Raw genomic sequence first — 23,241 nt, forward strand, 5'->3', positions numbered from 1 at the left:
ACGGACTCCTACATGCCCAGTTTTTCGAAGATTTTGCCCAGTTTTTCTTCCAGCGTGGCGGCGGTAAAGGGTTTAACCACATAACCACTGGCCCCGGCCTGTGCGGCGGCGACGATGTTTTCTTTCTTCGCTTCTGCGGTTACCATCAGCACCGGCAACTTGCCCAGCGCAGCGTCAGCACGGATGGTTTTCAGCAGATCCAGACCGTCCATGTTGGGCATGTTCCAGTCGGATACCACGAAGTCAAAGCCCCCGGCGCGCAGTTTGTTCAGCGCATCAACACCGTCTTCTGCTTCTTCAACGTTGTTGAAGCCCAGCTCTTTCAGCAGGTTGCGCACGATACGACGCATGGTAGAGAAATCGTCTACTACCAGAAATCTCAGATTTGGATCGGCCATGTTTTATCTACTCCTAAGGTTTGCTACCCAGCACAAGGCTGAAAAATTAAATACGTAATGCCTGACCGGCTGATATTTGCGCCAGCATCCGCTGGCTGATTTGGCTGAGATCCACCACTTCGTTTACGCCACCGGTGGCGATAGCCTCACGGGGCATACCGAACACCACACAACTGGCTTCGTTTTGTGCAAGGGTGTAAGCCCCTGCCCGGTGCATCTCAAGCATGCCGGCGGCGCCGTCATTGCCCATTCCCGTCAGGATCACCCCAACGGCATTGCGTCCGGCAAACTGCGCCACCGAACGGAATAAAACGTCGACCGACGGACGATGGCGGTTCACCGCCGGACCGTCGTTCAACTTAACCTGGTAGTTGGCGCCACTGCGCGTGAGTTCCATATGTCTGTCACCCGGTGCGATATACGCATGGCCCGGCAAAACACGCTCTCCGTCTTCCGCTTCTTTCACCGTGATCTGACATAACTTGTTCAGACGGTCGGCGAAAGAACGGGTGAAACCCGGTGGCATATGCTGGGTAATCATCAGCGCCGGACAGGTCGGCGGCAGCGGTTGCAGCACGTGGCGGATAGCCTCTGTGCCGCCCGTTGATGAGCCGATGGCAATCAGTTTTTCACTGCTCAGCAGCGGCGTATGGCTGAGAATACGCGGCTGATCAATGTTGACGCTTTTGTTCAGACGCGCTTTTGAGGCCGTGCGGATTTTATCGGCAATCATCTCGCTGTAGGCCAGCATACCTTCACGGATACCCAGTTGCGGTTTGGTCACAAAGTCAATCGCGCCAAGCTCCAGTGCACGCAGGGTAATTTCCGAGCCTTTGCCGGTCAGTGAGGAGACCATCACCACCGGCATCGGACGCAGACGCATCAGCTTTTCGAGAAAATCCAGGCCGTCCATACGCGGCATTTCAACATCCAGCGTCAGCACGTCCGGGTTAAATTTCTTGATGAGATCACGCGCCACCAGCGGATCGGGGGCGGTCGCGACCATTTCCATATCCGGATGGCTGTTGATGATTTCAGTCATCAGCTGACGCATTAACGCCGAGTCATCGACGCTCAACACTCTGATTTTATTCATTACCTCTCCTTGGCGAGGCCATAGACAGTCTGACCGCGCAAATAAAATTCCCGGCTGATTTGGCTGAAGTTTTCGGAGTGTCCGGCAAACATCAGGCCACCCGGTTTAAGTAACGGAACAAATCGGCGTAAAATTTTCTCCTGCGTTTCTTTATCGAAATAAATCATCACATTACGGCAGAAAATTGCATCAAACGGACCGTTCAGCTGCCACTGGTTCGCCAGCAGATTCAGTTGCTGGAAAGCCACCATCTGCGCCAGTTCGGGACGCACACGCACCAGGCCACTGTGCGGGCCTGTGCCTTTGAGGAAAAATTTCTGTAACTGCTGCGGGCTGAGCGTGCGCAGTTCTTCGAGGCGATAAACCCCGGCGGTGGCTTTCTCAAGCACCTGCGTATCGATATCACTGGCCTGAATGCGGCAGCTTGCCATCCGCGGCCCCAGCGCTTCACTCAGCGTCATGGCGATGGAATAGGGTTCTTCGCCGGTCGACGCCGCCGTGCTCCAGACGCTGTAACTGTTCGGACGCGAACGGGCATGTTCTGCCAGGATCGGGAAGTGATGCGCTTCGCGGAAAAACGCCGTCAGGTTGGTGGTCAGCGCATTAATAAACGCCTGCCATTCCGGACTGTTGCTGTCGTTTTCCAGCAGCGCCATATAGCTGGTGAAATCATTAAGCCCGAGTATCCGCAACCGCCGGACCAGGCGGTTGTAGACCATTTCGCGTTTGTGATCCGCCAGCACAATACCCGCGCGCTGATAGATAAGCTCACTTATCCGGCGGAAATGGGTATCGGACAGCGGTAAACGCTGGATCATCTGTGCCATGATCGAAGTGTTATCAGCACTCATTGGCGAGCCTGGTTGATTCATGGTGCAGCTCCATTAGAGGGACAGGTGGTGTAACGGGTACCCAATTCACTCTTCATCTGGTATCAGAATGTTTCCCAGTTATCTGCCGATACCGCGCCTGCGGTTGCCGGAAGTAATGCGGGTTGGGCCACCTGGCGGGATGTCAGGCCCTGAGCCTGTCCGCTGCGGCGTTGACCTGCGCCGTCAGTGGTGGCAAGGCGAAACACCGATACCGCACGGGTCAGATTTTCAGACTCGATTTCCAGCGCATGCGTGGAGGAAGCGGCCTGCTGAACCAGTGTGGCGTTTTGCTGTGTAACCTGATCCATTTGGGTCACGGCAATCGATACCTGTTCGATGCCACGACTTTGTTCGTCAGACGCCGAGGCGATTTCGCCCATGATGTCAGTTACGCGGGTGACAGCACGAACGATGTCATCCATGGTATTTCCGGCGGATTCAACCAGTTGGGAACCCTGACTGACGCGGCTGACAGATTCATCTATCAGTGCTTTGATTTCTTTCGCGGCCTGTGCGCTGCGTTGTGCCAGGGTTCGTACTTCACCGGCCACGACCGCAAATCCACGGCCCTGCTCACCGGCACGTGCCGCTTCAACCGCCGCGTTCAGTGCCAGAATGTTGGTCTGGAACGCAATGCCATCAATGACGCTGGTGATTGCGCTGATTTTCTTCGAGCTGCCTGCAATATCATTCATGGTTTTCACCACGTTGCCGGTCAGTTCACCGCCTTTTTCTGCGGTATTCGACGCATCGCGTGCCAGTTGCGTGGCCTGACGGGCATTCTCGGCATTCTGTTTCACGGTGGCGGTCAGTTGTTCCATGCTCGCTGCGGTTTCTTCCAGCGCCGACGCCTGCTGTTCAGTCCGTGAAGACAAATCAGTGTTGCCCGCCGCGATCCCTTTCAGGCCGGAGAACATGGTGTCAGCGCCGTGACGCACGGTGCGGACGGTGTCTGCCAGCGACGTTTGCATCTGCTGCAGGCTTTCCAGCATGACTTTAATTTCGTAGCGCCCTTCTGCAACGATGGGCGAAGAGATATCACCGGCCCCGATGCGGTCAAAATGTCCGCGCATAATGGTCAGCGGAGTAAACAGAATGCGGCGGGTCACCACCAGCGCCAGTACCGTCAGGGCAATCAGCAGAACCAGGGCGACGGAAGTGTTGATCATGACATTCTGGTAAGACGCTGCGGTTTGCGTTTGCGCTTCCCCGAAGCGGGCACTGACGTAGGCAGTGTAATCACCGACATCTTTCTGGAACTGATCCTGATACTTTTGCGCCGGACCGTTCAGAAAACCGTTCATGTCGCCGCTGGACAGCATCTCAGTCAGCGTCTGCAACATATCGTGCAGTTGCTGATAACTCGCCTTGTTCACAGCAGTCAGTGCCACCGCTTTTTCTGTTCTGCGGGGCAGAGCCAGAAATGCAGCGTAAGCGTCTTCGGCCTTTTTCAGGCTGGCTTTGGCATCCGACATCAGCTGAGTGATGTTTTCCTGGGGCTGTTTCAGCGCCAGACGCGTTGCCGCGCGGTTAAGGGTATTACGGGTCTGCAACAGATAAGACCAGGACTGGCTGAGCGCATCACGCTGTTCAGCGGTGTTGGATATCTGCTCAAAATTCAATTTATCCGTGTGGGCGGCCTGCAGCGATAACCCGCTGTTAACCAGTTGCATAACAAAGAACACTATCAATAACAAAAACATGCAGGTGGACACACGGATGTGCTTAAACATGGATAACCTCATTAGGTGCCAGCCCAGACCGGCACCTTTATTCTTATACCCTACATACTCGGGACTGCCTTTGCGTTAACGGCAAACCTGACTCTTTCGGGTCGCGATGTTATGTACGTGCTTAGAAGGTTTCCCAGTTTTCGGTTAAATCTGTTCCCTGCGCTCCACCCTTACCGGCTTTAGAACCAGAAAGGTTCGGAGTCAACAGAGACAGCCTCGCCGAAGATGCCGGATTCTGGCGCACGTTGTTATTTGCGGTCTGGCTCAGCGTAAACACGGCCACTGATTGCGTCAGCAGGCTCGCCTGCTCTTCCAGCGCCGCAGAAGCGGACGCGGATTCTTCAACCAGTGAGGCGTTCTGCTGCGTCACCCGATCCATTTCAGTGATGGCTTGTGCGACCTGCTCAATCCCGCGGCTTTGTTCATCCGATGCCGAGGTGATTTCGCCCATAATGTCAGTCACACGCGTAACGGCATTCACCATGTCATGCATGGTTTCACCGGCACTTTCCGCCAGCACTGAACCGGTATTAATGCGGCTGACAGAATCATCAATCAGCCCTTTAATTTCTTTTGCTGCCTGCGCGCTGCGTTGCGCCAGGGTACGGACTTCACCGGCCACGACCGCAAATCCACGGCCCTGCTCACCGGCACGCGCCGCTTCAACGGCGGCGTTCAGCGCCAGAATGTTGGTCTGGAAAGCAATCCCGTCGATCACACCGGTAATGTCGGTGATCTTTTTCGAGCTGCTGGCGATGTCATTCATGGTATCGACCACGTTTGCTACCACTTTCCCGCCCTTCTGTGCGGTTTCGGACGCGCTCAGTGCCAGCTGGCTGGCCTGACGGGCGTTTTCGGCGTTCTGTTTCACGGTCGCGGTCAGCTGTTCCATACTGGCGGCGGTTTCTTCCAGCGCAGACGCCTGCTGTTCAGTACGTGAAGATAAATCACTGTTGCCTGCGGAGATCTCGCTCGCACCGCTGTAAATTGCATCAGCGCCATGACGTACACCAGAGACCGTGCGGATCAGTTCGTCCTGCATGTACTTGAGACTATCGGCAAGCTGGCCGATTTCATTACGGCTTTTCACGACTATTTCGTGCGTCAGATCACCGGTTGCAATTTTACGGATGGTATCGACGATATTTTTCAGCGGATGGATCAGGATGCGTTGCACGCCAGTCCAGGCCAGCAGGATGAAAATCGCCAGCACAATCAACACGGTACCCAGCATCCATATGGCATGCGTGAAGGAATTCTCGCTCACTTTCACCGCCTCGTTATACAAACGGTCGTTCTGATCGATATAGGTGACGAAAGCTTTTTCGAAGTTGTCCTGATACTGCTGAGTCGGTTGTTCGAAGAAGTCATTGATACGCCCCAGACCAATCAGCTCAATCAGTTCCGAAAGCGCGTCATGCAGCACCTGATATTGCTTTTTGGCGTCGGCGGCAAATTGCGGGTTCTGGCTGGCATCAGCGGGGATTTTTTGATAACTGGCAAAGTGCTGATCGGCGATTTGCAGATCTTTGGTGGCGGTATCAATCAGTTCTTTGACCGTTGCGCCGCTGCCCATCTGATTTGCGTCGAGCATGAAACGGATACCCGCACGGTTCAGGGTGTTGCGGGTTTGCAGCAGATAAATCCAGCTGGCGTTAAATTCTGCCTGTTGTAAACGGATTTGCTGAGACGTGGTGAAATTATCTTTGTCTGTCTTTAACGATTTAAAGAACAGGCCACCGGATACCAACTGTAAAGCACCGAAGACCACCAGTAAGATCACGATGCCCGTGACCACTTTCATACGGTTAAACATGTTGTTCCTTTTCAAATGAGAATTATCTGGAACAGTTATCGGCAGGAAGAACAGGAACTTTATGTGATGGGGGTCAAATTTTTTCGGGGGAAGTGATCAGGCAACGGTGGCGACAAAACTCTTTAAAACTGCGATGCGATGGGCATCCGGATTGACCAGAAGGTCGTGATGAATCATCAGCACCACGCCTTTAAGTAACTCTGTGGTGTTGTCGATCTGGGACAGGGATTTGAGTTTTTCGATATCATTACCGATCTCGCGCCCTTTCAGGGAAAGGCGCTTATTGGCCAGACCGGTCGCCAGTTCGGACGTCAGCAAGGTCACCAGGCGCAGGGCCGCTTCAGGGTTTGATGCCAGCTGATGAATATAATATTTGAGCAGTAACGGCACGAAATCAGGGGTTGCCCCCAATTCCGCACTCGCCATGTTCAGCAGATCAATCATGTGCGCAGGCACACGGGTTTCCACGGCTTTGCGTTGTATCTGCAACTGCTTTTTGATGGCAGGCACAGACTGAAAAGGGATCACCGCAACGCTGTCGCAGGTTTTACATACGCCCGCAATGATATTTTTCACCATACCGCTGCCGTCATCAAACGGCACATCGCGCAGCTGATAGCTGACAATGCGAAAAGCCTCACAGACACCACACATCGCCTTTTTCTCGTCCCCGACTTTATAAATAATCATATTCTTCCTTAATGATGAACGCTGATAAAAACACTGGTGGGCTCTGTAAAATACCACTTGATGTACCAGGGTACTCCGGCACTACTGACGGTGATGATGTGGACATCAATACTGCTGTCAAAATGGTAGGGGCGAACCTGATAATGATCTCCGGATGCCCTGCCGATTAAGGCAGCCACTTCAAAGGGCGAGATGTCACCCGTACTTAACAAATTCTTAAGCTGAATCCCGCGTCTTGCCTCAAATTCAATATTTCCATTCTTCAAACATTCGATCACCTTCCATTTGATCTCTCTGAAACTCATGAGCCCTCAATGTACGCCAGTTGTCGTACTTAATCAAATTATCATTTTGCATCACGACTATTTCCGTGAAGCCCCGTCCCGCAGGGCTATCACGCCATATTCAGTAAAAAGATGCGCAGGGAAAATGATTATTTTTCAGACAAATGGAAGACATTACGCAAAAACGCGCTGCACGATATGCAACGCGGATTTGTAAACTCAGGACGGCTCGCAAGACACCGTTTTACGCCGCCCCCTGCCGTTAAAAAGCAAATAACTGAGAAGTGCCAGTACCCATACGCCTGCCGCGCCATAGAGCAGAATGCCTGCAAAGCCATCAGTCAGTGCCTGCGCAATCTGTGCGCTTTGCAGGGGTTCAATGGCTGAGCCGCCTGCAATACGTTCTGCCAGCGAAGATAATTCCCCTGCTGCGGGCATGACTTTTTTCAGGCTCGCGGCAATTCCCGCCACCAGCAGGTTTCCCATGAGCGCAATGTTGATCGCCAGGGTAATCAGGCGCGCACTGATATCAATCCCCGACGCCATTCCCGCGCGGTTGGCCGCAACAGAGCCGGTCGTGGTATTGGTGACCGGTGTATTGGTCAGCCCCAGCGCAATGCCTGCCAGCAGCGCACCCGGCAATAGGCTAAGGTGATGAACGACGGCGATTTGCATCAGCATAAAACCTGCGCCTATTGTGAATAATCCCAGCGGGATCAGACGTGACGCGCCAAAACGTGTTGTCAGTTTTTCACCGAGCGGTGGCATCAGCAACGTGGGTAACGTATAAGCCAGCAGTGCCATACCGGTAGCGACACTGCCATAACCCAGCCCGCCCTGATAATACACCGGCAGATAAATCATCAGCGGCCAGAAGCTGAAATTCATCCCTACCGACCCCATCAGCGCACCAGAAAATGCCCGGACGCGGAAGACCGAAAAATCAAACATCGGGTGCGGATGGCGTTTTTCAATGCGGATGAACATCACCGCGCTGACGGCGGTAGCCAGCAGAACAGCGCCTGCTGTAACACTGCTCCAGCCCAGACTGCTGCCCTGAGTAATGAGGAACGTCGCGCCCAAGACCGTGACCGAAAGGGTAATCAATCCCCCCAGATCCAGTTTTTTAGCCTGTCCGTCACGGGATTCCACCACGTTTTTCAGCGCCAGAATCAGGGTCAGTACGGCGATAACAACGTGGATCAGAAACACCCATCGCCAGCTCAGCCAGGCGACCAGCGTGCCACCAATGATCGGGCCGAACCCTAACCCGAAACCAAACGTAATCCCCCATGCGGCAAACGCCTGACTGCGCGCTTTCCCTTGCGGAAACTGCGAGGAAAGGATCGCAATCAGGCAGGTCAGCATTGCGCCGCCGCTCAGTCCCTGAAGAAAACGTCCTGCGATAAGCCATTGTGCGCTACCGGCGAGACCGCACATCAGCGAGGTCAGCCCGAACGCTGTAATGCTGATGATAAAAACACGTTTCCGTCCATAGCGGTCTGCCAGCGTACCGGTCGCCATCAGTACCGTGGTGCAGGCGAGCGTGTAAGCGTTCATGATCCACTGAAGCTCGCGGAAACTGGCATGCAGTTCCTGTTCGAGTACCGGTGATAATACGGGGACGCTGGAAATTTCCAGCCCCGACATCAGGGCGGCCAGACAAACCGCCATCAGTGCGAGTGTGTTTTTCATGATTAAATCCTGCGGGGATAAGAGACGCATAGCATGGAAGATTGGCGTCAGAGTAGAAATCTGCCGGTATGCCATGTATCGTCAAGATCGTGCCAACCTGAGGGTTATCCTTTCATGCAAAAAGTTGATCTGCCGCTGATGTCTTCCTCCCGCCATCCCGCTGCGCCCAACCGGCGACTGGTGCTGCTGGCTTATGAATGTCTGTGTACCTTCGAGTTTGGCATCGCCGTCGAAGCCTTTGGCCGTGCCGATGAACTCACGGGCGAACCGCTGTACGAGTTAGCCGTCGCGTCGGTAGAAGAAGGGACTTTCGGCGCGCAAGGCGGCGTGCGGCTGGTGGTGGATGGCGGGCTGGAACTGCTGAAAGACGCCGGTACGATTGTGATCCCCGGCTGGCGAAGCATTCACGAACCGGCGTCTGAGCGGCTGATTGCTGCGCTGCAAAAAGCCCATCACAACGGGACAAGAATTGTGTCGATCTGCGCGGGAAGTTTCGTGTTGGCCGCTGCGGGTTTGCTGGACGGTAAACGCGCGACGGCGCACTGGAACAGCACCGATGTTCTGGCGCAAAAATTCCCTGACGTGCAGGTTGAGCACGGCATGATTTATGTCGATGAAGGCAGCATCATCACCTCTGCCGGTGGTGCGGCGGGCGTCGATTTGTGTCTGCATCTGATCCGCCGTGATTATGGTATCGAAGTCGCTAACCGTACAGCGCGCCGCATGGTGACGCCGCCGCTGCGCGAAGGGAATCAGGCTCAGTTGATCCAGCAACCGGTACCACGGCATCAGACAAAAACGCTGGCGCCCTTGCTCGATGACTTACGCGGCCATCTCAATACACCGCTGGTGATTGATCAGCTCGCCAGACAAGCCGGTATGAGCCGCCGCACCTTCCTGCGCCGCTTCCATGATGCTACCGGCACCACACCGGGAGAATGGATGCTGACCGTGCGGCTGGAAAAAGCCTGCGCCCTGCTGGAAAACGGCACACTGAGTATTGACCGCGTTGCCGAACAGGCCGGTTTCGGTTCGCCGGAAACTTTACGTCATCATTTCCGCCAGCGGCTGGGCATGTCGCCGACACAATGGCGCAAGACGTTTGTTGAACGGGATTTGGTGGGATGAGTTTTGGGGGCTGGCGGCAGTGGACTTTCGCCGCCCTGGTGACGCATTTCTAAGCTGCCTGTGCGGCAGTGAACGACACGCCAGGCGCATTAACACAGGCGCGGGATTTCTAAGCTGCCTATCCGGCAGTGAACCCACGTATACGCAAAATTATGGTGGGCTGTGTTTTCTAAGCTGCCTATCCGGCAGCTCAACGAATTACCTACATTTTCATTTAAAATCATATGGATGAGCAAGTTTCTTAGGAATAGTTCAAAGGTTTTTAACATTAAATTAATTCCTTTAACTTCATATAGTTAAAAATAGTTTTGGGGATGAATTATTGACTGTATTTTTCAGGAAAGGTATTCTAATTAAGAAGTGTGTTTATCCAGTAGCATGAGTTCAATTCTCATGAATACGCATTTTATTCCGGCTCTTCTAACAATACTAATCATTACAATTCCACGCGTCATAAGTGTTGTTTTGATGAATCTTGCTAATAAGGAAAAGCCTATGAATAAAATATTCCGTACTACCCTAATGATTGCTTCATGTTTCTGTGAAACCGTATGGGCTGGAATAGTAAGCGTGTTTGCAGGCGCCTTGGCTGTCCACTCCGAGCTAAGCTCGGTACTGGATAAACGCATTTGCATTTATGCTAATGCTCTTGTCTAAAGCATCAGGATGGAGGGTTCAAATCCCCCCAGCCCCACCAATTTAGATAGGAAAGTGAAGGGACAAACTCATATAAACCAGTAATTTATGAGTAACGTTAGGACTCAACACTGACACCATCTGGACAGAAAAGGATACGTAAAAGATACGCGTCTCCTTCTGTTGAGAGAACCTCCGTCACCAACGGAGGTTTTTTTTCATCTTTACCAAACCGCCAAAGTGAAATGTTCGATTACTACCCCTGATATTTCCCCAGTATTTGTGCAGCATCCTTTCGGATCTATGATACTCAAGAGCTTTTCGGCATTTGCCGATTGAATACACACAGATGCGTACTTGACATAGATTGGGGCGCGAATACATTTGCCAGGATAATGTCATAGAGCGAAAATGGATAAATTAATTAAAATAAAAAACCTTTCCGACATGGAGGCTGTGCTTCAGCTTCTTCAGGATGGCAAAGATGTTGAAGTTGAAGACCTTGATTTTTCAAATCTAAAACCTCTCCAGATAAAGATCTATGGTGACGAAGATAAGTACAATGGTACTTTGCCTTCCTCTTTATGTTACGGCCTGTGCGATTTTCAAAATGAGCTTCTCAAAACTTACTGTCTTATTAAGTACAAGACTGATAATTTGCGCTATCTTAAAAACGCAGACAGGGAACTCTTAGAAGTTGTTTTTGAAATCAAGCCTGGATGCACCGACCTTTTAGCTTCGCTTACTGACTTTACAAAAGCTTGTGGTGAGGCATTTTCTAAGATGACACAAGGTATGAGCGGGACACAAAAAACTGCTTGCATGATTATCCTAATACTCTCCTTAGCTGGCGGGTCGCTCGTCTACACCCAAATAGAAGCAAAGCACGACGTAGCCGTTCAGCAAATCGATGCGAAAAGGGACGAGGCTAAAGCTAAGACCGAGAATGAGCGAATGATCATCCTCAGAGACGGTATGCTCGATGCTATCCATAAAAACGATGCTTCTGCCTCTGATGCGTCGGCTGTTGTAGAAGGTATTAAGTTACATTCAGCTAAGGCTTACGAGGGTCTGATGAAACCCTTAACAGATGCAGATAAAGTAGAAATTAATGGTGCAGCTGGGAAGGTTGAGCTTTCTCAGAAGGATATTCAAAACTACGTGAGCAACCCTATCCAGAAACCTGAGCATCAGGACCAACTTCTTGAAGTTGAAATTGATGCTATCAAAAAAGGTCCAGACAAGTTGACTGTCACCTGCCATCAGGTGGGGAGCGAAGCCAGTTTTATTGTTTACGTGGATCTTAGCTTCGTTGAACCGCAGGAAGTCGCCATCTTATTTGATGCTTTTAAAAAATCATCGGCCGTGAAAATCCAAGGTAATTTCAAGGTTAGAGGCGGAGTTATTGAACAGGCAAACTTATCAAGCGTGACGGAATAATAGTTCTCTCATGTTCAATCTGAACCCGGCTACCGCGCCGGGTTTTTTGTGCTTGCAATCTGGCGTTTCACTACATTCGAACTACTCTCAGAACAGCTGACACAAGATCAGCAAGTCTGCCAAGGTGCTATGAGTGCCTATCTTCTGATAGCCCGCCGTTAACGCGGGCTCTTTTTTTACTAGTTTTGTGCTTTTGATAAGAAATATAATATGCTGACTGAAATAATTTTATCTTTCCTTGAGCAGGGGTCTTAATAATGATTTTATATAAATATGTTGATTTAGAAACTGCTAGAAAGATTCTCGCTAATCATACCGTCAAGTTTACAAATCCTTATGATTTCAATGATCCGTTTGAAGTAACAAGCGCATTTTATGAATCAAATGAACGGAAATATTCAGATGAAGGGAACGCATTAAACCACCTAAAAATAAGCATGTGTTATGGAATCCTTTCCTTATCAAGATCCCCAACCAACCCTTTAATGTGGGCCCACTATGGGTGGGGAAAAAGAATGCACCATGAAAACGTAATTTTTTTAGGTCAGAATAATACTGCACACGGGGGGATGGTTATAGGCATCGATATTAATGAATCAGGATTGAATGATGAAGGCAGCAATATAATACCTGCTAAGTTTGGCAGTGTAATTTATACAACAACTAAACCTACGACTGCTTTCTCTGAATCTGAGAATCTCGAATTAATAGAAGGCATGAAATTCCATTATGATCCTCAATACCAAGAGGCTTTACAAAGAGCATTCCTATATAAATCATCGCACTGGTCATACGAGGAAGAGGTGAGAGTTGTTCGAAATATTCATCGAAACTGCAAGGGGGAATACAATGACCGGGGAATCCAGAAAATTAATAAAAATAGCATTAAAGAAATATATATTGGGAGTAGCCACTCATATAATAAAAATCACTCAAGAGCTTTATCCAACGAAATTAAATCAAGTTTGCCTGATTGTAAAGTCCTACAATGTAATACTAATGTTAAAACTTGGGACATCAATTTTGATGAAATCAAAAGTTAGCTTTTATAGTTAAGACTCAATACGTATATTCGGTATTGAGCCTTTTTCATTAAGTATGCACGTCTTTGCATATACGCGTTATTTCAATGAGTTATGCTTTTTGTTCGGGCAATGCTCTGCACTAAGATGCACGTCAATGCAAATGCTATGCCCCATACATGCCCCGCTACTGCAGCTCATTGAGCTAATCACTAGTAAGCGGATTTAAACTTTTACCCTCATCAAGTCGCTAAAACGAGTCGTGTATGCAGGAGAAAGCATCTGGCGTTTCATTTCCCAGCTTTTTTGTACCCCTTGTCCAGCAAACCACACCCGCCCTTTCCCGCTGTGATTTATGCCATCGAGAACGGCCATGAGTTGCTCACTGTTAGAACGTGGCTTGTACTCGTCGAAAAGGCCAAGTTGGGCAACTCCCTGACTGTAGAAGTCACCCAGCATCACACCGCATTTTTGGAACCGGTGACCATCTTGCCAGATTGCATCCAGGCACTGCGTGGCAGCGGCTACTATATCGCGGCTGTCTTGAGTAGGTATCTGCAGTTTTGTACCTGCAGTTTTGCCGTAATAGACTTCATTCATAGCGAACGGGCTGGTTTTGATGAATGCAGAGATGTACCGGCAGTACTGATGCTCACCGCGCAGCTTCTCTGCTGCCCGCACTGCATGGCTGCAGATAGCTTCACGCATCAAGTCATATTCGGCCACGCGGTCACCAAATGAACGAGAGCAGACGATCTGCTGCTTGGTTGGAGCAAACTCCTCAAGCTCTAAGCAAGGCTCCCCACGCAGTTCTCTCAAAGTTCTCTCTAAAACTATGTTGAAATGTTTGCGGATCAGTGGTGTAGGCGTATCTGCAAGCTGGAGTGCGGTTGTAATTCCCATATCGTTTAGCTTTTTAGAAATTCTGCGTCCGATTCCCCAAACCTCCCCAACCTCGACAAGAGCCATCAGTTTTCTTTGACGAGCCAGTAACGATAAATCAACGACACCACCGGTCTTCGTCCATTTTTTTGCAGCATAGTTAGCCAGTTTGGCGAGTGTTTTAGTCGGTGCAATTCCAACGCCTACGGTCAAACCTGTCCACTGAAGAACCTTGGCCCTCACCTCACGCCCAAACTCTTCTAAATTCTGGCAATTACTAATCCCTTGCAGATTCATGAATGCTTCATCTATTGAGTAGACTTCCACAGCTGGAGACATTTCTTCCAGAATGGTCATCACCCGTGAGCTCATGTCCGCGTAAAGCGCGTAGTTACTGCTGAAGGTAACAATCTTATGCTTTTCGAAGATGTCACGCATCTTGAAGAATGGCTCGCCCATTCGGATGCCTAATTTTTTTGCTTCTATACTGCGGGCTATTACGCAACCATCATTGTTACTTAGAACGACGACGGGTCGTCCCCGTAAGTCAGGGCGAAACACCGTTTCGCAACTGGCATAGAAGCTGTTCACATCAGCCAGAGCAAACATTATTGAAACCCGTTAATACTGAAGGTGACGACGCCGAAGACTTCCAACTCATCACCGCCGTCATGTAAGACAATTGGGGGGAAATCTGGATTCATAGGCACAAGCTGGAAGACTGGATGCGTACAAAGCCGTTTGACTGTGTATTCTCCTGCCAATGAAGCGATGATTATGTCGCCGTGCTTTGCCTGCAGGCTACGGTCAACCACAAGCAATGATCCCTCATAGATGCCCGCATCCACCATGCTCATGCCCGTTGCCATTACAAAGTAAGTCGCGGCGGGGTGATTTACACAAAGCTCATTTAAATCAATACCTTTCTCAATGTAATCCTGAGCTGGTGATGGGAAACCGGCCTGCACCTTGTCTTGGAAGAAAGGCAAAGAAAGCTTAATTGGGTCAGGGATTGGATAATAAATATTCATAAGTCACACTCGCACAACACTGTTCATGCATACAGTATAATCATAAGGGTTTTTGATTGTGAAGTAAGGAAACGTGTGAATGTTTTATGCCGCTGATCGACAAGGAAAGATAGTTATGAGGCCGGTTCGCCATTGCCTGGGGGTTCAAATCCCCCCAGCTCCACCAATTTAGATAGGACAGTGCAGGGACAAACTCATATAAAACAGTAAGTTATGAGTAACATTAGGACTCAACACTGACACCATCTGGACAGAAAAGGATACGTAAAAGATACGCGGCTCCTTCTGTTGAGAGAACCTCCGTCACCAACGGAGGTTTTTTTTGCATGTCCCAAACCATATCCATAAAATTTTCTATCTTACTATCCCCTGATATATTCCCAGTGTTTGCGCTGCTATGTGTTACGTTTATGATGAAATCCATAACAATCTTAAGGCCGGAACGTCGTCAGATCTGATGATCTATGAGGTGCATTATGAAGAAGTACCTGATGATCCCTTCATTGCTATGCATTATGGTCATTGTCATCGTTCTTGCCTGGGTAATTGATGGTACCTATCCGGGTCTATGACCGAAAAAAATTAACTGAGAAATCTTGATGAATCTGAAATTTATCCCCCCAATTATCGTGCTAATCGGTGCAGTTGGATTCATGGTGTGGTTCTTCGCTAGTGGTGCTGCAATGCCAGGTGGCTGAAAGAATATATTAGGATTGCAGATGTCGTACCGTAAATTAATGTGGTTTTTAGCCGCAGTGCTACTCGCTACGATTATCGGTCTAATTGGTACGGCTCTTTACGGGGTGTGGGTATAAAGGGGGTATTCAGGTATCCTCGCTCTGAGTCGGATGGGTATGTGACTAAGGAAAAGTTAATGTCTGTTTACTCAATAATTGGCTTAGTTCTAATGATTTGGGCATTACCTACCCTAGTTTTTGCTATCTATAGAAAAGACCGAGGTCAGATAGTCCGCGCCAGTAGGGTTACATGCATAGCAGTTCTCATCTTAGCTATGGGATATGTTGGACACTGATTTATGGCCTGAGCCGGTGAGATCGCATACATGCAGCAAAGAGCAGGATAATTAATCTCACATAGTTAGTGTTAATAACGTATTAAGGGTCTATCAGAACGAGTTCTTAAATTAACATCAAAGTAGCGACCAAACCCGGCCACCGAGCCGGTTTTTTGTTTCTCCTACCATGGTTTAAATCTGAATCTCCTATAATTTACTTCTCAATGCCGCGCCATTAACCCCAATCATGTGCAAAACCCACTATTTAGCATCTACTAATAATAAAAACATTTAGTTACTGTGGGAGGTTTTAAAGTGAGTAGTCTGTACAAATTTGCAGATGCAAGGATATTCCCTTGAAAGCCAATCAAGTTAATTGCCTGCTCCTCTGCGGGCATTTTTTTTGCCAGAGAGGTAGTAATTTAAAGCAACAGGACTATTCTGATATCAGCTGACGCAAGATCAGCAAGCCTGCCAAGGCCATGACATTACCTACTGATGGCCCGCTACTAACGCGGGCTTTTTTTTGTTACTTTACGTTACTATATATTTGGCATGTTAAGGTTTTTTGGGGAGTAAGCCTCCCACCATGTAACTAAATTTTAGTGATAATTCACTGGCCTTCGTTCGCGAGGGCTTTTTAGCGCCCCAATACTGACCATGCAACGAACACAGCTATTTATGGTTATCTATTCTTTTGATTGGTAAATTATTACCCAGCTATTCTTAGTTCGTTCTACCCAAACATATTTCAAATGCAAAAACTGATGTTTATTGCCCGCCTGTCGCGGGCTCTTTTTCGCGATTATCCAATTTCCGTCAGGACCATAGGATTTATTTCCAATAAAGAACCCTCCTAAGAGGGTAGTTTGGATTTCTTTTTGCGATTAATCAGCCCATCCGGACTTGGTATCGATTGCTGACTCAGCCATCGTATACTTCTGAACCTTATCCCCATCAAATAGGATCGTCAGTTCTTTCTTCGTACCTGTCGTACCATTGTGGAACAATCCGTAGAAAGGAATGAAAGACTTGCCGCTGACTTTTACTTTAGCAAAAGTGTATTTCCAAACCTCCTTGCCACCATCGGTGAAGTTAACCGAATCTGGCGATCCGAACATTCCTTTTACTTCCGTTTTAGTTGTTTTCCCTTCCTGGATTTTAGTTTGAACACTAGTCTCAGTTTCTTTCTGCAAATGTTTGTTGCCTGAAGAGGCACATCCACTAACAACTAAAACTGACAAAACCACCAATGCTATTGACCACTTCTTATTCATATCCCTATCCCCAAAAGTAACAAGTGTTACATCGTAACAGAGCTTTGCGGCAAGGAAAGAAAGTTATGAAGCAGGTTCGTTGTTAATCACAAGCGTTGTTTCGATCGTTTTCAAACGTTCAGATAAGGCCGCGATAAGTTCTGCCTGGTCTTCATTGCGTTTCTTTAATGCTTTTATCGCAGCGCCGGAATATGCAGCTGATACCCCAAGGGTGTTGAGCGATAGCGTATCCTCTTTCGCGAAGAGCTCCCCTTCCTCGTCGATATAAAGCTGCGGGTTTTGAGTCAATGTGACTGCATCAGGACAATCTTTTTGGACGTCCTGCGCAATGAAACCAAAACCTTTAGCCCCCTTAGTTACCGCAGTGACTTTGCCGTCTTCGTCGTAACCGCTTGGTACATCACAGTAGTCCCATGAACATGTCCGCCATGAAGTGAGAGCGGTCAGCGCCTCCTCAGGTTCGATTTCCTGCAGATTGCGTTTTACATCAATATCCGACACTGCCGCCCAGCCAGCCGTAGATATGCCCTGCCCGGTATTGAGCATAGTGAATTCGGTGATAACGGCTGTGTTGGTGCTGTTCACTAAGCGAAAGCGAAAGCCACCATCGCCGAGGCCTCGGTTACAAATGAAGTCGGAACCACCCGATAGACCTGTTTTGTTCCACCCCATATAGGTGCCTTGGGTTGCCGGGCTAGTGCCCCCCTGCGTATAAACACCTGTAGAACCCACTGACGAACCTGCCGCCGATATGCTTGATGTCACACTTAATTTGCCGTCTATCGATACGTCACCGGTAAATGCAGGTGATGCTTTGGGCGCAAAGGGAGCTGCTGCGACCGTGGCTGCACCTGTACCACCATTTGCCACAGGAATGGTGCTCTTACCTGTGAAAATGGGCCACCAATCGGACCAATTCGGTGCGGCCGAATTGAAATTACCCGTGAGCCCACGAACAAAAGCCTCACCCTGAAAAGTGATATACATCTGCTGGCAGCCATACGCTGATTTGGTCACGAATAATGTCCCGGCTTTCCCTATTGGATATCCGTTCGCAATTATCGCGTTAGCATTGGCCGTCTGATAATAAATATTGAAGTCGGCAGTGTTTCCAAGAGAGTTCGGCGTGACAGTTGCATTGAGAATTCCGCCGTCATTGTAGGCTTTTGCCAAAGTTGCAGAAATACCATTCCAGGCTGGCCCCGTATAAGTGGAACCATCCGGCAGCGTCACCGTGATTGTGCCCGTTCCGCTGAAAACCTGTTGCCAGTTGGCCTTGTCCTGATTAAGGCCACGGATGGCTTTTGCCACATCTGCTGCCACTTGAGCAGTAATGCCGACTAATGTCGCATTCGGTACCGCTGTCCATGCGTTACCTGTAGCCGTCGGTCCACCATAGGAAGTTATAAGAGTTAATGCTGTTGCTGAAGTTATCGTTTTAACGCCAAGCGTGTAAGTCACACCGCCGACAATAACGACAATGAAATCTCCCACTTTTAAATCTGTGGTAAAGGCCGTTCCGGTACCGGTCACTGCCGCTGAGTTATTGGTTAATGCGATGGTTCCTGCCGACATGTTTTTCTCCAGGCATAAAAAAACCCGCCGGAGCGGGTTTTAGATGATTAGGGTTGCATCATTTATCGCACGTTGTGCGAATGAAATTAGTTTTACTGACCCAGCGCCAGCCGAACGGATCGCCAGCCTGATACTGAGTTTGATTAGCGGCGCGGCGGACGCCATAAATCTGCACCGACGTTTCTTGCCCGCCAATGAGCGCCGTACCACTACAGACAGGGTGCTGCTTCTCAAGGATGCCTGAGCACCCGGAGACCAAAACCGCCAGACCAATTGCCATCATGATTTTTGTCATTTTTCTGTCCCTTGAATATTGATACCGGAACGATAACAACGATATTTATGACGGTATAATTGGTTTAATAGATCAATTAATAGAAATTGATCGTTAAAAACGATCGTAGGTAGCAACACATTGATTAATAAGCGGATACCTCAATTGTATATATCATGTCGTTTGAATTTGCATAGCCAACATTTTCAAGCTGATCTCCTCCCGGACTGACTGTCTGTGTAGAGGATATTCGAGTGGTTGAACCGTTGAAATATGCATAGGTCTGAATGGGTGACTGGAAAGGGCGCGTTGCACCCCCAGAATGAATGACACCTACCATTAAGCCAGTCATCTGCGGCATTACCGCGTAATTCCCGCTGAGTGTGATATCTATGTTGTATCCAAGGTTGGCTGGATTACCCGGCGTTCCAACAGCGATGGGTGGATTCATGACCTTGGTTTCATTGGTCAGTATGCACTGTCCCTCAGCATTGTTTATCGCAATCCCCCACGCCGGTTTGGGCTGAGGGATGACGATACCAAAAATATAAACAGTGACATTTCCCACACTCCCACCAGCAAGCCTGCCTACCGTGAGTGCGTATACACCGTTATTATTACTCAGCCTTCCATAAACACCGGTTACATCGGAATTGAAGGCGACAACAAAGGGGCTGGATACGGATACGGCCAAATTAATATCACCTCCGCTTCCGCCAAAGTTGTACACATTCTTTGAGACCAGACTCATCGGCGTCGTGTCTGGTGTTGAGAACGGAATACCGTACTCATCGACCAGTATTGCCCCGTAATTTGCCATGTCATTGCTTCACTAAGTAGACGATCAGCCAACCCTCAGCCGCCGTGAATGTACCGGTTGAATAATCTGCACCGGCGCTCGAAAGTGAGACGCCAGTCGTTGTCGTGGTTATTTTGCGTCGGGCTGATGAAAGCTCGGCTCCCATAACTGGCGACTGCATTGCGGCCACCTTATAACCTGGCGGTACCGAATACGACCATGACCCAGATACCTGGTCTTTGGAGAGATAGACCGACCCCAATATCAGGATCTTTACTAAACCCGTATTATTCGGCGTTCCCGAGGCGCTCCATGTTTGAATACCGTAGTTAGCCAATTAGAATACTCCTGTCAGCTCACCAATTTGGACTCGCAGTACACCGCTGGCGTCAGCGACACTGATCGTCGTGTTAGTGGTTTTCATCTTGCCGCCGGAACCAGAACCGTAATTCACGAAAGTACCGCCCTTATCCAGACGCCAGCCGGATACACCCGCTACGTAGTTGTTAGACTGAATGAAGTTGCCGATCTTCGCATTGGTAATCGTCCCGTCCTGGATAAACGCATCACTGATAAACACCTGGCCGTTCACCACGGCAAAGGGTGAATACTGCGTGTCACCTGATCCCGACATCAGCACAAACTGATTGGCGTTAAAGCCCACCCGCGTAACCACCGGCTGGCCTGCCTGCGCCAGTACGGCAATAGACATCCCGGCGTTGTACATCACTCCACCGATCCGCACGCCCGTTTTCAGGGTGTAAATAGCTGAAGCGCCGCTGGCATCAACAACAGCTGTCAGTTTGTCTTCAAGCGCTGCGGTCACATCTCCGATTTGCGCCTGCACCTGCGTAGTCAGATCTGCCAGCCCCTTATCAACTTCTGCAATGGTAGTTTTTACAGTCAGAATATCAGCGCGAACCTCACCGTTCTGAGCGAACTGGTGATCAATGGTTGAGTTGAGGTTTAAGGCGTTCTGCAGGATGGCATCAATGTTGGTTTCAATATCACCCGTCAGCCGGTCACCATCGGCAGAACTCAGGAAGTCATAAGCAATATCGCCCAGATAATCATCTGCATTGTCGTTCACCATCCCCCGGATCCAGTCGGTATAGCCCGACTCATTTCCGGTTTTATCCACCAGCTGAGCGCGGTACCAGAATACCTGACCGGCCCGCAATCCCAACTGCGTATAAATCGCCTGCGGATAGGGAACGTCGGACAGCAACAGCGGATTAGATTGATCAGAGTTCGGCGTGTACTGAATCTCAGTTTTTAGCGTGTCAGAGGTGTTTTCCGGGAAACCCCAGGTAAGTTGGATCCCCCAGTTAATACCGGTGGCCGTGAAACCTACCGGCTTCGGCGGATTACCCTCTTTACCGGTCAGCGTAACCTCAACCGAATAACCCCACCCGCTTGATATCTCCGCTGCGTTAATGGCACGCACACGCACCAGATAACGACCCGCGTAAATGCCAGGCACTTCAAACGACGTGGTAGAGCTGAGCGGAACGTTTACCCAGTTCCCATCGTTGCGGCGCCACTGTGCATCGTAAGCGATAGCGTTAGCCGTCGCGTCCCACGTAGCCCGCATGGTCTGTACGCTGATCCCCTGATTGACCACAGAATAAGAGCCGATCTGAATATTTGCAGGGGCAGACTGGCTGCCCGGCGGGATAACACTGATCGGGCGTTCGTCGATAATGGCGCCGGTATCGATGCGCGCGTATTTATCCGGGTCGTGATACGCCGCGGAAATGGTGAACGTATTGTCGTTGTTGTCAGCCACGCTGAGCACGCGGTATTGCTGCGCATACAGCTCGTCTGACTCAACTACCCAGATGCTTTCGGACTCTGGTGTTTCGCTGTAAGCCGTGGTGACGGTGACAACCTTCCCCGACACCGACTGAATTGTGCGTGACTGAGCTGCTCCTGATGGAAGGTTTAAAATCAGCCGTCCACCGGCGACAGCATCCGGCACACGGTCCAAAGTAATAGCACGACCGTTCACCGAACTTATGCGGCCACCGGTCACTTTTCCCGACAGCATTTCATCGGCAACCGCAATGATGTAACCCGGCTGCGGGATCATGCCATCCAGCCCGACACCAAAAGTTATCACCCGGTCTTTGTTATTGGTCAGGATACCCCAGCGCCCTTTCCTGTTTGCCTCTGACTGACGGGTACAGCCAATAGCCGTCAGTTCAAGTTGGTTGAACCCGTAGCGCGTAACCAGATCCTGCTCGAAAACTGGCTCCATAGCATCAGCATAGGCATTGTCCGGATCAGACCATGACACAAGGGCCGTTGTGTAACGGGTCTTGGTCGTGCTGCTCGAGTAACTGAATTGGCCATCGATGACGTTCGCGCGGGTATAGCTGTAATCGATATCACGCGGCATGTCAGCCAGGGCAACAATCTGATTCCCGCCCCAGTACGTCATGCCGCGGAAAATCGCCGCAAAGTCTCTCAAAACCGTATAGGCGTCGTTTCGGCTTTGTACGTAAACATTGCAGATATAACGCGGCTCTGTGCCGTTACCGCCTTTACCGTCCGGAACCATCTGATCGCAATATTGTGCGACCTGGTAAAGTTCCCATTTGTCGATGTTCGCCGCGGTAAGCCGGTTACCTAGGCCAAAACGGTCAGTGACCACAAGGTCATAGAAAACCCACGCAGGGTTATCTGACCATGCCCACTTGAAAGCGCCGGTCCATGTTCCGCTGTACGTGCGTGTTACCGGGTCGTAGGTATCAGGCACGCGTATAACGCGCCCCTGTGGCTCGCATGAAATCTGAGGGATCGAACCATTGAACTGGCTGGAATCAAATTCGATATACAGCAGTGCGGTGTTCGGATATCTAAGTTTTGCATCGATGACTTCCGTGTAGCTCTGGATCGTCATTGCATCGCCAATCTTTGCGCTGTTCGCATCTGCAGTAATCTTGCGCAGACGAATTGTCCCGGTGGTGCCAGCCGGTGGAAGGTCAATGCGATGGCTGCGCTCGTATCCTGACGTGGTTTTGCCAGTAACCGCTGTGTTGATTACTGTCTGAAATGCTCCGCCGTCGGTTTGCAGTTCGATGGTGTAATTGATCGAATACCCAACCAGATCCCCATCGTCTTCTTGCTTGAACAAAGACGGCCATTTCAGGCGCAGACGAATAGCGGAAAGCTGGGTATTGGTGAAGGTGTGTGTCCAGGCAACCGTGTTTTTTACCTCAGTGCCCACGCTAATTTCGTTTTCCGTGCCCGGCAATCCCTGAATGTAAGATTGCGCCTGCGTCCCGGCGCGGAACTCCCACGCCACGCCGCTAAAATTACTCGAGCCGTCACTATTAAGCAGCGGCGTTCCATCCAGAAAAATTGATTGCCCAGTCAGGCCGCCGCCAAATTCCCCCTCACCCAAAGCGATAAGCAGTTTTGCCTTCGCGATGGACTGAAGATCATCTGGCTGTTCTACGGGCGTGCGGGATGAAGAGCTGCCACCTTTGCGGCCTTTTATTTTGGTTGCGGTTGCCATATTGCGCCCATAAAAAAAGGCCGCCGAAGCGACCTTAGAAGTAAGGATTAGGTGA

General features: G+C 49.9%; 20 protein-coding genes. 4 read left to right on the forward strand and 16 right to left on the reverse strand.

Annotated elements, in window-relative coordinates; translation table 11 throughout:
* Positions 1-8: 8 nt before the first annotated feature.
* The 8 genes from cheY to ABIC79_RS02690 all read right to left on the reverse strand — a co-directional run bounded on the left by cheY (position 9) and on the right by ABIC79_RS02690 (position 8,584).
* Entirely contained in the window at positions 9-398 is a 390-nt protein-coding gene (gene cheY, locus ABIC79_RS02655) for a chemotaxis response regulator CheY (protein ID WP_013575154.1), read from the reverse strand.
* A 46-nt stretch (positions 399-444) separates the two neighbouring features.
* Complete coding sequence (locus ABIC79_RS02660) at positions 445-1,494, reverse strand: protein-glutamate methylesterase/protein-glutamine glutaminase (protein WP_013575153.1); 1,050 nt, start codon at positions 1,492-1,494, stop codon at positions 445-447.
* Entirely contained in the window at positions 1,494-2,366 is an 873-nt protein-coding gene (gene cheR / locus ABIC79_RS02665; RefSeq protein ID WP_013575152.1) for a protein-glutamate O-methyltransferase CheR, read from the reverse strand. Before cheR ends, ABIC79_RS02660 begins: the two co-directional genes overlap by 1 nt.
* Positions 2,367-2,428: 62 nt before the next feature.
* Positions 2,429-4,099 (reverse strand): methyl-accepting chemotaxis protein, encoded by a 1,671-nt coding sequence (locus tag ABIC79_RS02670; RefSeq protein WP_354566520.1) that lies wholly within the window; start codon positions 4,097-4,099, stop codon positions 2,429-2,431.
* A gap of 121 nt (positions 4,100-4,220) precedes the next feature.
* A complete protein-coding gene (locus ABIC79_RS02675; RefSeq protein WP_013575150.1) occupies positions 4,221-5,915 on the reverse strand; it encodes a methyl-accepting chemotaxis protein in 1,695 nt (564 codons plus the stop codon).
* Positions 5,916-6,011: 96 nt separating this feature from the next.
* Entirely contained in the window at positions 6,012-6,605 is a 594-nt protein-coding gene (locus tag ABIC79_RS02680) for a hypothetical protein (RefSeq protein WP_037034841.1), read from the reverse strand.
* Between the two features lie 8 nt (positions 6,606-6,613).
* Positions 6,614-6,910, reverse strand: coding sequence for a hypothetical protein (locus tag ABIC79_RS02685; RefSeq protein WP_013575148.1), 297 nt, complete (start codon positions 6,908-6,910; stop codon positions 6,614-6,616).
* Between the two features lie 198 nt (positions 6,911-7,108).
* A complete protein-coding gene (locus tag ABIC79_RS02690) occupies positions 7,109-8,584 on the reverse strand; it encodes an MFS transporter (RefSeq protein WP_354566521.1) in 1,476 nt (491 codons plus the stop codon).
* A gap of 114 nt (positions 8,585-8,698) precedes the next feature.
* On the opposite strand from ABIC79_RS02690, the gene ftrA reads away from it, so the two are divergent.
* The 3 genes from ftrA (at position 8,699) to ABIC79_RS02705 (ending at position 12,831) form a co-directional block, all read left to right on the forward strand.
* Positions 8,699-9,712 (forward strand): transcriptional regulator FtrA, encoded by a 1,014-nt coding sequence (gene ftrA / locus ABIC79_RS02695; protein ID WP_354566522.1) that lies wholly within the window; start codon positions 8,699-8,701, stop codon positions 9,710-9,712.
* 1,047 nt (positions 9,713-10,759) lie between these two features.
* Positions 10,760-11,788, forward strand: a complete 1,029-nt coding sequence (locus tag ABIC79_RS02700; protein ID WP_354566523.1) for a hypothetical protein — start codon at positions 10,760-10,762, stop codon at positions 11,786-11,788.
* A 257-nt stretch (positions 11,789-12,045) separates the two neighbouring features.
* Positions 12,046-12,831: a DUF2971 domain-containing protein gene (locus ABIC79_RS02705; RefSeq protein WP_354566524.1), complete on the forward strand. Its 786-nt coding sequence runs from the start codon at positions 12,046-12,048 to the stop codon at positions 12,829-12,831.
* 204 nt (positions 12,832-13,035) lie between these two features.
* On the opposite strand, the gene umuC is transcribed toward ABIC79_RS02705, so the two are convergent.
* Together umuC and umuD are read right to left on the reverse strand one after the other, a co-directional pair.
* On the reverse strand, positions 13,036-14,301 hold the full coding sequence (umuC, locus tag ABIC79_RS02710) for a translesion error-prone DNA polymerase V subunit UmuC (RefSeq protein ID WP_354566525.1): 1,266 nt from the start codon (positions 14,299-14,301) through the stop codon (positions 13,036-13,038).
* Complete coding sequence (gene umuD, locus ABIC79_RS02715; RefSeq protein ID WP_354566526.1) at positions 14,301-14,723, reverse strand: translesion error-prone DNA polymerase V autoproteolytic subunit; 423 nt, start codon at positions 14,721-14,723, stop codon at positions 14,301-14,303. The genes umuC and umuD overlap by 1 nt, the downstream gene beginning before the upstream one ends.
* 599 nt (positions 14,724-15,322) lie before the next feature.
* Between umuD and ABIC79_RS02720 the strand changes: the two genes are divergently transcribed.
* The gene (locus ABIC79_RS02720) at positions 15,323-15,421 is read left to right on the forward strand and encodes a YoaK family small membrane protein (RefSeq protein ID WP_148267121.1); all 99 of its coding nucleotides are present in this window, start codon (positions 15,323-15,325) and stop codon (positions 15,419-15,421) included.
* Between the two features lie 1,204 nt (positions 15,422-16,625).
* Here the strand turns inward: ABIC79_RS02720 and ABIC79_RS02725 are convergent.
* The 6 genes from ABIC79_RS02725 to ABIC79_RS02750 all read right to left on the reverse strand — a co-directional run bounded on the left by ABIC79_RS02725 (position 16,626) and on the right by ABIC79_RS02750 (position 23,186).
* Positions 16,626-17,015 carry an SEN1984 family lipoprotein gene (locus ABIC79_RS02725; protein WP_354566527.1) on the reverse strand — a complete coding sequence of 130 codons (390 nt, stop codon included), beginning with the start codon at positions 17,013-17,015 and terminating at the stop codon, positions 16,626-16,628.
* 63 nt (positions 17,016-17,078) lie between these two features.
* On the reverse strand, positions 17,079-18,590 hold the full coding sequence (locus ABIC79_RS02730) for a pyocin knob domain-containing S74 family peptidase (protein ID WP_354566528.1): 1,512 nt from the start codon (positions 18,588-18,590) through the stop codon (positions 17,079-17,081).
* 58 nt (positions 18,591-18,648) lie between these two features.
* On the reverse strand, positions 18,649-18,885 hold the full coding sequence (cor, locus tag ABIC79_RS02735; RefSeq protein ID WP_354566529.1) for a phage exclusion lipoprotein Cor: 237 nt from the start codon (positions 18,883-18,885) through the stop codon (positions 18,649-18,651).
* A gap of 124 nt (positions 18,886-19,009) precedes the next feature.
* Positions 19,010-19,684, reverse strand: a complete 675-nt coding sequence (locus tag ABIC79_RS02740; protein WP_354566530.1) for a hypothetical protein — start codon at positions 19,682-19,684, stop codon at positions 19,010-19,012.
* A 1-nt stretch (position 19,685) separates the two neighbouring features.
* On the reverse strand, positions 19,686-20,000 hold the full coding sequence (locus ABIC79_RS02745) for a hypothetical protein (RefSeq protein WP_354566531.1): 315 nt from the start codon (positions 19,998-20,000) through the stop codon (positions 19,686-19,688).
* Positions 20,001-23,186, reverse strand: a complete 3,186-nt coding sequence (locus ABIC79_RS02750) for a TipJ family phage tail tip protein (protein WP_354566532.1) — start codon at positions 23,184-23,186, stop codon at positions 20,001-20,003.
* Positions 23,187-23,241 lie beyond the last annotated feature (55 nt).

The organism is Rahnella sp. 2050, assembly GCF_040544515.1.
Lineage (GTDB): Bacteria > Pseudomonadota > Gammaproteobacteria > Enterobacterales > Enterobacteriaceae > Rahnella > Rahnella aceris.